This is a genomic window from Stenotrophomonas sp. 05L414_2, from assembly GCF_056397905.1.
The window spans coordinates 1-9702 of record NZ_JBFTOJ010000157.1 but is presented as its reverse complement, the minus strand read 5'-3'; the positions used below and the strand labels follow the sequence as shown (position 1 = coordinate 9702).

At 64.5% G+C, this 9702-nt stretch carries 12 protein-coding genes; 5 read left to right on the top strand and 7 right to left on the bottom strand.

Annotated elements, in window-relative coordinates:
* Positions 1-429: ABC transporter six-transmembrane domain-containing protein (locus tag AC1DJN_RS17830; protein ID WP_478039641.1), on the top strand; the 429-nt coding region annotated here is incomplete at its 5' end.
* 14 nt (positions 430-443) lie between these two features.
* On the opposite strand, the gene AC1DJN_RS17825 is transcribed toward AC1DJN_RS17830, so the two are convergent.
* From AC1DJN_RS17825 to AC1DJN_RS17810, 4 genes are read right to left on the bottom strand one after another with little or no spacing between them, the layout of a single operon-like run.
* Positions 444-827 carry a nuclear transport factor 2 family protein gene (locus AC1DJN_RS17825; protein WP_033831124.1) on the bottom strand — a complete coding sequence of 128 codons (384 nt, stop codon included), beginning with the start codon at positions 825-827 and terminating at the stop codon, positions 444-446.
* Between the two features lie 49 nt (positions 828-876).
* Positions 877-1563: a hypothetical protein gene (locus tag AC1DJN_RS17820; RefSeq protein ID WP_312964444.1), complete on the bottom strand. Its 687-nt coding sequence runs from the start codon at positions 1561-1563 to the stop codon at positions 877-879.
* Between the two features lie 43 nt (positions 1564-1606).
* The gene (locus AC1DJN_RS17815) at positions 1607-2473 is read right to left on the bottom strand and encodes an MBL fold metallo-hydrolase (RefSeq protein ID WP_442251098.1); all 867 of its coding nucleotides are present in this window, start codon (positions 2471-2473) and stop codon (positions 1607-1609) included.
* Entirely contained in the window at positions 2470-3324 is an 855-nt protein-coding gene (locus tag AC1DJN_RS17810; RefSeq protein ID WP_478039639.1) for an MBL fold metallo-hydrolase, read from the bottom strand. The genes AC1DJN_RS17815 and AC1DJN_RS17810 overlap by 4 nt, the downstream gene beginning before the upstream one ends.
* Before the next feature lie 99 nt (positions 3325-3423).
* Here AC1DJN_RS17810 and gcvA point away from each other — a divergent pair, with 99 nt between their 5' ends.
* Positions 3424-4335, top strand: a complete 912-nt coding sequence (gene gcvA / locus AC1DJN_RS17805; RefSeq protein ID WP_442251097.1) for a transcriptional regulator GcvA — start codon at positions 3424-3426, stop codon at positions 4333-4335.
* Positions 4336-4349: 14 nt separating this feature from the next.
* On the opposite strand, the gene AC1DJN_RS17800 is transcribed toward gcvA, so the two are convergent.
* Both AC1DJN_RS17800 and AC1DJN_RS17795 read right to left on the bottom strand, forming a co-directional pair.
* Positions 4350-5237, bottom strand: coding sequence for a methylenetetrahydrofolate reductase (locus AC1DJN_RS17800; RefSeq protein ID WP_442251120.1), 888 nt, complete (start codon positions 5235-5237; stop codon positions 4350-4352).
* A 20-nt stretch (positions 5238-5257) separates the two neighbouring features.
* Complete coding sequence (locus AC1DJN_RS17795) at positions 5258-6172, bottom strand: LysR family transcriptional regulator (RefSeq protein WP_032974724.1); 915 nt, start codon at positions 6170-6172, stop codon at positions 5258-5260.
* A 175-nt stretch (positions 6173-6347) separates the two neighbouring features.
* Between AC1DJN_RS17795 and msuE the strand changes: the two genes are divergently transcribed.
* Genes msuE through AC1DJN_RS17780 form a run of 3 tightly spaced genes read left to right on the top strand, consistent with a single transcriptional unit; the run spans position 6348 to position 9046 of the window.
* Positions 6348-6929, top strand: a complete 582-nt coding sequence (gene msuE, locus AC1DJN_RS17790; protein ID WP_313113611.1) for an FMN reductase — start codon at positions 6348-6350, stop codon at positions 6927-6929.
* A 58-nt stretch (positions 6930-6987) separates the two neighbouring features.
* Positions 6988-7965 carry a DUF1852 domain-containing protein gene (locus AC1DJN_RS17785; RefSeq protein ID WP_032974723.1) on the top strand — a complete coding sequence of 326 codons (978 nt, stop codon included), beginning with the start codon at positions 6988-6990 and terminating at the stop codon, positions 7963-7965.
* Between the two features lie 40 nt (positions 7966-8005).
* Positions 8006-9046, top strand: coding sequence for a methionine synthase (locus tag AC1DJN_RS17780; RefSeq protein ID WP_032974722.1), 1041 nt, complete (start codon positions 8006-8008; stop codon positions 9044-9046).
* 117 nt (positions 9047-9163) lie between these two features.
* Here AC1DJN_RS17780 and AC1DJN_RS17775 read toward each other — a convergent pair.
* Positions 9164-9702, bottom strand: a 539-nt coding sequence (locus AC1DJN_RS17775; protein WP_478039637.1) for a CE1 family esterase, incomplete at its 5' end; no start/stop codon positions are given.

Genomic DNA, 9702 nt, shown 5'->3' with positions numbered 1-9702 from the left:
GCCCTGCTCGGTGCGCTGGTGTTGCTGCCCTCGTTCGCTCGCCGCAACGAGCAGTTGCACGGCCGCCTGAACAACCGGCTGGAGCATGAAATCCGGCTGGTCGACCGGGTCGGCCCGTCGGTACTGCGCCGCCACTACCGCACCCTGTCGCGACTGCGCATCCTGCTGTCCGATCGCGAGGCTGGTGCCTTCGTGGTGGTCGGCGCGGCTGCTGCGGTGCTGTTTGCCTTGACCATCGGCCGCCTCGCCATGACCGATGGCGTGACCCCTGGCCACGTCTATGCGGTGATGACCTACCTGTGGACCTTTGTCGGCAGCCTGGACGATGYACCGTCGATGGTCGACCAGCTGGCAAGGCTGAAGGACATCGGCCGCCGGGTGAGCCCGGGAATGGAGGATGCGGAGAACAACGTCCACCCCGGGCCATGAGCCACCGCAGCTGTCTAGGCGATTGTCTCCATTGCTGCGGGCAGAGCGACAACCGAGCCGCCCAGCACTTGCCAGACACCGGCCGTCTTCCCCCAGAAGCGGCAGTACCTGAAGCGGCCAGAGAAGGCTGCGCCATCGAAGGTTCCGGCCAGGGCCGCAGTGGTGAGTGCAACAGCGGTTTGATCATGCAGGGCAATCTCCACCGATTGCCATTCGGCCATGCTCAGCTTCTGGCGCCCTGAACGATGCAGGGCCAGATCATCCTGCTTGCCAAACACTTCGCCCGAAGGCCCCACAAAGATCAGGGCATCTGCAATCAGGCCATCCAGCGCGGCCACGTCGCTGGTGAGCATCGCGATGCGCAGCGCTTCTTCGAGCTGCCGTATTTCAGTGTCCATGCCGGCTCCATGGTAGTTGGGCGATTGCTGCGTCAGTGACAACCTGCCATCACTGCCGATGGGCTTCGGGCGCCAGGGTATGGATCACCCTGCCCTGCGCGTCCAGGAACTCGATGGCCCCGTAGCCTTCCGGCGTTACGGTCAGGCGCAGCCTGGCGCGGTCCTGTTGATCGTTCAGCGCGATGGCAGGGGTGCCATCGGCAGCCACCGCCATCTCGATGCGTGTTGGCGTCTGCACCCCCGGAATCAGGCGATTGTCCAGCCGCGGCTCGCGAATCAGCGGCGGCGCCTGGTTGATCGAGAACCGAACGTCGCCGTCGGGCGACACGCGCCAGCCAATTGCATCCATGGCCGGGTGGTCAAGCGCCAGTACGGCCATGCCGCCCTCGACGTCTGCGGTTCCAAAGCCACCGCGCTCGCTCCCCTTGTGGTCGTACAGCACAATGCCCGCCACATTGAAGGCTCGCTTGTACTGGATGCCATCGATGATGGGCGGTGGCGTCTGGCCCGAGAGCGTCATCCGGATCACCCCGTTCTCATCGACGATATCGATCCGCCGCGCCGTGATGCGTTCTTTGTCCGGAGCATCCACGCGGGTCTGCGGCGAGGTGCTGACGATCAGCTTCTGCAGCTGCTCGACCGAGGGGCGTTTGGGGCTGGTGGTTTCCGCCGCCAGGGCGGCCATGGAGAAAGAAGAAAGCGCGACGGCGGTTGCAATGCAGTGTGTTCGATTCATGGATTCTCCCAAGGCCAGGAATGATTCAGGCGCGGATACGGGACTACGCCGGCCATGTCAGCCACGCGCCCGGCTCGACGACCTGCACGGCCACGGCACGGTCACCGGCTGCCTTGCGAAGCCGCCCGAGCGGGTCGTCCACTTCCGCATAGTTGTCCATTCCGCTGATGCCATAGTGAATGGGCACCAGCGTGCGTGCGCCGAGGATTGCCGCCGCTGCCACCGCCTGCTCCGGCGTCAGTACGCCAGGCTGGCCACTTACGGGCTCGCGCCAGCCGAACGTGGCGCCATTGATGGGGAGGAAGGCCGCATCGAACGGTCCGAACTGGCGCCCGATATGCCACCAATGGCCGTGCCATTGGGTGTCGCCGCCATGGAAGATGCGTCGGCCGCCCGCTGTTACCACCCAGGAAACCTGCGTATCGCCGTAGCCGTCCGATGCCGGTACCGGCGTCGCAGTGAAGTCGCCCAGCAGTTGGGGCTCCCACAGCGCGCTCGGCCGTGCACGTGCGGCTGCGGGTAGCGGCATGGGCTGCAGGCCGGCTGGATATGCGAGTGTTCCCCCTTTGCTGAGCGCCGCCGCAACCGCATCTGCATCGAAGTGATCGGAGTGGGTGTGGGTGACCAGCACGTGGCTTTCGCCCAGCACATCGTTCACCGGCACCAGCCGGTCCGGCAACGCCTTGCCCCACGTTGCGGGATTCACCAGCGGATCAATCAGCAGCGTGCTCTCCGGCAACTGCAGCCGCACCCCGGCCCACGCCAATCGCTGGGCGCGCAGGCTGCGCATCGCCGCTGGTGGCGCAGCGGCACCAGCAGGGACCAGCGCAGCAGCGGCCACACCGGCGCAACGGGCAAGGAAGCGTCTGCGACTGCCCAGCGCCGGTGCGTTGACGGAATCGTGTTTCATGCGGCCTGCTCCCTTGCTGCCAGCGCAGCATCCAGGGAGAAGATCGACTGCGCGACGATCGCCGTGAGATTGTGTCCATGCCATTCTCGTTCGAATGCCGTCGGCGTTACCCCCGACGCGATGCAATCCTCCAGTCTGATGGCTGCCATCAGCGCCGTGGTTTCCGTCGGCGCGGTTCGCAGCCGGATATCCACGACGATCTCCTGCATCCGCTGCAGGTAGTGGAGTRCATTGCCCAGCACCGCCGCATCGAAGACCCCGATATGCCCGCCGACCACCCTGCTGCGCCCGAACTGCTGGATACGGCCGATGGCGGCGCGCTGCAGCGCCGGGTCCGACCGGGAGAGATAGACGATGTTGCCGACGATGTTGTCGCCCACGCAGACCAGATCGGCACTCGGCACATCCACGCTCATGTGGTCCATCGTCTTGCCGGGGTTGTACAGGAAGCGCAGCTGGTGGCGCCCCCAGCGCATGGCGAGATTGTCGAACACGATATCGGGATCGCGGTAGCGTGATGCCACCGGTTGGTTCTGCGAAAGAAAGGCATGCCGGTGATGGCGGTGCGCCAGGGTCAGCGCCTCCGGAAACAGCGTCATGCCACAGATGTGGTCGCTCATGAAATGGGTGGCGGCAACCAGTCGTACCCTCTTGCCCATCTGCCCGTGCAGTACGTCCCGCAACCAGGCGGCATCCTCCTCGCTGCCCAACGCGTCCACCAGCAGCACCTGGTCTCCGTTGACGAAGGCGGTAGCGACCGATTCAACCTGGTCACCGACGAACATCAGCACATCTGGGGCAAGCTCCTGAATTCGCACGGCGGGCTTTCCGGGTGGGAGGATCGGCATCATCACCAGCTCATGCGGCACCCGGCAAACGAGTAGTTCTACGCTTCGCGTTAGAAAAATTCATGCGCTACGATGACAGGGCCCCTGCTTTGGATGGTGCCCGTGAAACCCCGCCCCACTGCCCCACTGAATGCGCTGCGCACGTTCGAAGCGGCTGCCCGCCACCTCAGCTTCAATCAGGCGGCGCGCGAACTGTTCGTCACCCCGGCTGCGGTCAGCCATCAGGTCAAACACCTCGAGGCCTATCTGGGCGTAAGCCTGTTCCAGCGCAATCACCGCGCCGTGGCGCTCACATCAGACGGCGCGGCGCTGGCAACAACGGTCGGCGATCTACTTGGGCAGCTGGACCTGGCGTTGGAGCGCGCCAGGACGCGCGCACCACACGAACTGCGGGTGACAACCATGGAGTCGTTCGCCGCGAAATGGCTGGCCCCAAAGCTGCATCGCTTTCACCATGCGCACCCCAATGTCCGGGTGCGCATCGACACCGGCAATGAACACGCCGACTTTCTGCGCGGAGGATTCGATGTCGGCATCCGCTACGGTGCAGGCAACTACACCGGCGTGCGTGCTGAGCTGCTGTTGAAGGCGCCGGTATTCCCTGTGTGCTCGCCCGCGCTGCTGGCCGGCACTGCTGGCCGGCTGCAGCGGTCTGATGATCTGCGCCACTGCACGTTGTTGCACGATGAAAGTGCCACGGACCGCCCCGGCGTGCCGGCGTGGTCACACTGGCTGGAGGCCGCCGGCGCCATCAACGCCAACGCAAGCGCTGGGCCGGTCTTCCCCAGCATCTATCTTGCGCAGGAAGCGGCGGTGGCCGGCCATGGCGTGGCGCTCGGCGTGGCGCCGCTGGTGGAAGACGATCTCCGCCAAGGCAGGCTGGTGAAACCCTTCAGCCTGGAGCTGGAGAACCGTTACGCATTCTGGTTGATCCGTCGGGAGATGGCTCAGGACCGCCCCGATGTGCAGGCGTTCTGCCAATGGCTGGGTGAGGAGTGCAGTGATCGGCCATGACAGGCCCATGCGTGTCATGACGGTTCATCGGCAACAGGTGGGCCGGTCGTGTGCGCATCGCCTGCACGCATCCGGTAGTGCTCCACCCACTCCATGGTCGGTGCGATACCGCCGAAGGGAAACAGATGCGGGCTGACCTGCCCATGGGCTTCGGTCAAGCCCTCTACCAAGCGATCCACGAACACATCCGGCCCGGCCCTTCCCAGCAGGCGGCCGATGGAGATGCCGTAGCGGGACAGCATCGAGGTGCTTGCAGCGACGCCGCACATGGCCGCATAGCGTACAAGCCGCGCGATGCTGGCCGGCCCGGGAACGCCCACCAGCACCGGATGGGTGATGCCACGGGCGCGCAGTTCATTCAACCAGGCCAGAACGATATCGGCGTCGAATGCGAACTGGGTGATGACCAGCGGTGCCATGCCTCGCTCTTCGATACGCTGGCACTTGTTTTCAAGCACGCGCCACCTCTCGGCGCTGGTCATCACCGGATGGCCTTGCGGATGCCCGCCCACCCCCACGACCCTGATGCCAGCGCGCTCGAGAATGCCGCTCTCGATGATCGATGTGCTGTCGGCGAACGGCCCGGCAGGCGTGGCAAGATCGCCTGCGATCACGAAACAGCGCTCAATGCCGGCGTCGATGACGGCACGCTCGATGAAGTGCTCAAGCGCAGCCCGCGAGCCGATGCGGCGTGCGGAAAGGTGCGGCATCGGCTCGAACCCCAGTTCGCGCACCCTGCGTGCCGCGGCCAGTCGCGCAGCATCGTCCTCGCTCGGCAGGTAGGGAATGGAGATCGTCGTCCCCCGTGCAATGCGGGCGGCTTCGGCGCGCAACGCAGGCATGGCCTTGGCACTGACTTCCAATGAAAAGGCGTTGACGAAGGTCTGCGCCAATGGCTCCATGCGGCCAACGCCTGCTGACATCAGCCGGCTCCAGGCAGGTTGCCGGCGCTTGTGGAGCTGTTCCGTGCCAGTTCGACAAACGCCTGCAGGTAATCGATACCGGTATCGGCCTCACGCGCGCCCAGGTAGATCTGCTTGGGAATGCCTTTCGCACCCAGACGCACCGGTACCACGTCCATGCGGGCTGCATATTCCTCCACCAGCCAACGCGGCATGGCGGCGACGCCGCGACCGCTGGCCACCATCTGCATCATGATGTCGGTGGTTTCGATGGCCTTGTGGCGCCGGGGCGTGACCCCGGCAGGCAGCAGGAACTGGTTGTAGATATCCAGCCGCTCGAACGGCACCGGATAGCTGATGAGTACTTCCTGGCTGAGCTGGCGGGGCTTGACGTGCTCGACCGACGCCAGCGCATGGCCCTTGGCCACCACCAGCACCTGCTCGTAATCGAAGACGGGGACGAACTTCAGGCCCGGCTTCAACAGCGGGTCGGGCGTGACCAGCAGGTCGATCTCATAGCCGAACAGGGCGCCGATGCCACCGAACTGGAACTTCTGCTTGACGTCCACATCGACGTCGGGCCAGCTGGCCAGATAGGGCGAGACGATCTTCAGCAGCCACTGGTAGCAGGGGTGGCATTCCATGCCGATGCGCAGCGCGCCACGCTCGCCCTGCGCGAACTGGCCCAGCCGCTCCTCGGCCAGGTCCAGCTGCGGCAGCACCCGGTTGGCCACCGCCAACAGGTACTGGCCCGCCTGGGTCAGGCGCAGGCTGCGGCCTTCGCGCAGCCAGACGTTGGTACCCAACTGCTGCTCCAGCTTCTTCATGCTGTGGCTCAGGGCTGATTGGGTCAGGTTCAGCACACCGGCGGCGGCGGTCAGCGAGCCTTGCTGCTCGACCTGCTGCACGATGCTGAGATGGATCCGCTCCAACATGACGATGAATCTCACTCATGGATTGGTGAAGTAATACCATTTTACGTCATGGGATGGGCTGGCTAGCATCGGCTCATGCCTTCGGATCCCTGCCAGCGCGGCTACCCAGCCGGCACGCAGGACTGCGCCCCTGCAGGTCACCCCGAAGCAGCCCCTCCCCTGCTGAAGCGAAGAGATGACCCGCCCCCTCCGTATCGTCGCCGTTTCCGGCGGGCTGCAGCGCCCCTCAAGGGCCGCGACCCTGGCCGAGCACCTGCTGGACCTGATCGGCGAAGGCGTCCCCTGCGATCAGCACCTGATTGAACTGGGTGAACTGGCGCCACAACTGGCCGGTGCGCTCCGGCGCTCGCAGTTGCCCGAAACCGTGGAGCGGCAGTTGGCCGCTGTCGAGCGTGCCGATGTGCTGGTGGTGGTTACGCCGGTCTACCGCGGTTCGTACACCGGCCTGTTCAAGCACTTTTTCGATTTCATCGACCAGGACGCGCTGGTCGATACCCCGATCCTGCTGGCCGCCACTGGGGGCAGCGAGCGCCACGCGCTGGTGATCGACCACCAGCTGCGACCGCTTTTCAGCTTCTTCCAGGCGCGAACGCTGCCCTTGGGTGTCTACGCAACCGACAAGGATTTCGCAGACGGCTGCGTGCAGAACGAGGCCCTGATGCAGCGGGCGCGGCTGGCGGTGCAGCGAGCGATGCCCCTGCTTGCCCTCTCCCATCGTGCAGCACCTGCCGTTACCGAGGCCGCTGCAATCCTCTGAATGCCGAATGCCAGCGACCTGCATTCGGATGTCACCCCCGCAACCCGGAACGCCGCCCATGACGACCGAGAACTTCACCTTCAGCATCACCCGTATTCCTTTCAACGAGGACTACCAGCCCGCTGACGGCACGCGAATCACCACCAACTTCGCCAACCTGGCCCGCGGCGAATCCCGCCAGGAAAACCTGCGCAACACGCTCGGCATGATCAACAACCGCTTCAACGATCTGGCGCACTGGGACAACCCCAGCGCGGATCGCTACGCGGTCGAGCTGGACATCATCTCGGTGGAGATGCACATCGATGGCAGCGACGGCAGCGATACGTTCCCGTTGATCGAGGTGCTGCGGCCGACCATCGTCGACACGCGTACCGGCGTGCGTACGGAAGGCATCGTCGGCAACAATTTCTCCTCCTACGTCCGCGACTACGATTTCAGCGTCGTGCTGCCCGCCAGCAACGAAGGCAAGGCCACCTTCGGCATTCCCGAAGACTTCGGCGATCTTCATGGCAAGCTGTTCAAGCACTTCCTGGCGTCCGACGCCTACCGTGCGCACTTCAGCAAGCCGCCGGTGATCTGCATCAGCGTGTCCAGCAGCAAGACCTACCACCGCACCGAGAACTACCATCCCATCCTGGGCGTCGAGTATCGGCAAGGCGAGTTCTCCCCCACCGACCAGTACTTCGACAAGATGGGGCTGCAGGTGCGTTACTTCATGCCGCCAGGCAGCGTCGCGCCACTGGCGTTCTACTTCCAGGGTGACCTGCTGGGCGACTACTCGAACCTGGAACTGATCGGCACCATCAGCACGATGGAGGCCTTCCAGAAGATCTACCGCCCCGAGATCTACAACGCCAATTCCGTAGCGGGCAAGGTCTACCAGCCCAGCCTGAAGCACCAGGACTATTCGTCCACCCGCATCGTCTACGACCGCGAAGAACGCAGCCAGCTGGCGGTCAAGCAAGGCCGATTCACCGAAGAACACTTCATCAAGCCGTACCGCGCCGTGCTTGAGCAGTGGGCCGCCCGCTGATCCACCGCTTTTCCATTCGCCCCTCAGGACACAAGACGCAATGTCGACGAAGAAACTGCTCCCCACCTCCACCGCAGGCAGCCTGCCCAAGCCCTCCTGGCTGGCCGAGCCCGAAAAGCTCTGGTCGCCCTGGAAGCTGCAGGATGACGGCCTGATTGAAGGCAAGCAGGATGCCCTGCGCCTGTCCCTGCAGGAACAGCAGCACGCCGGCATCGACATCGTCAGTGACGGCGAACAGACACGGCAGCATTTCGTCACCACCTTCATCGAACACCTCAGTGGCGTCGATTTCCAGAAGCGTGAAACCGTCCGCATCCGCGACCGCTACGACGCCAGTGTGCCCACCGTGGTGAGCGCTGTCAGCCGCCCGAAGCCGGTGTTTGTGGAAGATGCGAAATTCCTGCGCAGGCAGACTACGCAGCCGATCAAATGGGCGCTGCCGGGCCCGATGACCATGATCGACACCCTGTATGACGCGCACTACAAGAGCCGCGAAAAGCTGGCCTGGGAGTTCGCCGGGATCCTCAACCAGGAAGCCAGGGAACTGGAGGCGGCCGGCGTCGACATCATCCAGTTCGACGAACCGGCCTTCAATGTGTTCTTCGACGAAGTGAACGATTGGGGTGTCGCTGCACTGGAGCGCGCGGTCGAAGGGCTCAAGTGCGAAACCGCGGTCCATATCTGCTACGGCTACGGTATCAAGGCCAACACCGACTGGAAGCAGACGCTGGGTTCGGAATGGCGCCAGTATGAAGAATCGTTCCCGAAGCTGCAGACGTCCAGCATCGACATCATCTCGCTGGAATGCCACAACTCGCACGTGCCGATTGACCTGATCGAGCTGGTGCGCGGCAAGAAGGTGATGGTCGGTGCCATCGATGTGGCTTCCAGCACGGTCGAGACGCCGGAAGAAGTGGCCAACACGCTGCGCAAGGCCCTGCAGTTCGTGGATGCTGACAAGCTCTACCCCAGCACCAACTGCGGCATGGCGCCGCTGTCGCGTGACGTAGCACGAGGCAAGCTGCGCGCGCTCAGCGCAGGTGCACAGATCGTCCGCGACGAGCTTCTGGCCCGCGGCTGAGCACGAGTGCGCATGCGGGCGCACACGCTTGGATGGATGAGGCAAAGGCCGCGCGCCAGTGCGGGAGCCCACCGCTCCCACACTGGCGCCGCCTCCCCTGCTCCTGTGCCCCCACACTCAGCGCTGCTGATCCTTCAGGAACAGCCAGGTAATCAACGTGGCATCCGGCCCCTTGGGATCGGTGAACGGCAAACCGGACTGGCTGCCGCTCCAGGCATGCCCCATTCCCTGCACCACGTAATGCTGCACCAGCGTCCTGCCGCCATAGGTGTAAGAGTCAACCGTGTAGGCACGCCCACCCGGCACCTGGCCGTGGAAGGTGCTGGTCGGCACGTACTTCACCGAGTCGTTGTCCACGCCATCGTCAGCCAGGTCGTTGGTCTGCAGGAACTGGCGCACGGCCTGCTGCCCATTGATCGGGTTCACCGTGGCGTCGGCGGTGCCATGGAAGACCAGCACCGGGATCGGCCGCGGCGACGGCGAGCCCGAGCACTGCCAGGCCAGCCGCCCGTTGCTGTCCGGTGAGTAGATGCTGCCGGCCAACAGCGCATAGGCGCTGCCGGAAATCGTGGTCGCGCCCTTGTACATGCCGCCGGAGTGGATCGCGCCCGCCGCGAACACATCCGAATAACAGGCCAGCATGATCGAAGTCATCG

Bases quoted from the DNA above. Each gene is read 5' to 3' on its own strand.
- AC1DJN_RS17825 (WP_033831124.1), bottom strand. From the start codon at position 827: ATGGACACTGAAATACGGCAGCTCGAAGAAGCGCTGCGCATCGCGATG.
- AC1DJN_RS17820 (WP_312964444.1), bottom strand. From the start codon at position 1,563: ATGAATCGAACACACTGCATTGCAACCGCCGTCGCGCTTTCTTCTTTC.
- AC1DJN_RS17815 (WP_442251098.1), bottom strand. From the start codon at position 2,473: ATGAAACACGATTCCGTCAACGCACCGGCGCTGGGCAGTCGCAGACGC.
- AC1DJN_RS17800 (WP_442251120.1), bottom strand. From the start codon at position 5,237: ATGGAGCCATTGGCGCAGACCTTCGTCAACGCCTTTTCATTGGAAGTC.
- AC1DJN_RS17795 (WP_032974724.1), bottom strand. From the start codon at position 6,172: ATGTTGGAGCGGATCCATCTCAGCATCGTGCAGCAGGTCGAGCAGCAA.
- msuE (WP_313113611.1), top strand. From the start codon at position 6,348: ATGACCCGCCCCCTCCGTATCGTCGCCGTTTCCGGCGGGCTGCAGCGC.
- AC1DJN_RS17785 (WP_032974723.1), top strand. From the start codon at position 6,988: ATGACGACCGAGAACTTCACCTTCAGCATCACCCGTATTCCTTTCAAC.
- AC1DJN_RS17780 (WP_032974722.1), top strand. From the start codon at position 8,006: ATGTCGACGAAGAAACTGCTCCCCACCTCCACCGCAGGCAGCCTGCCC.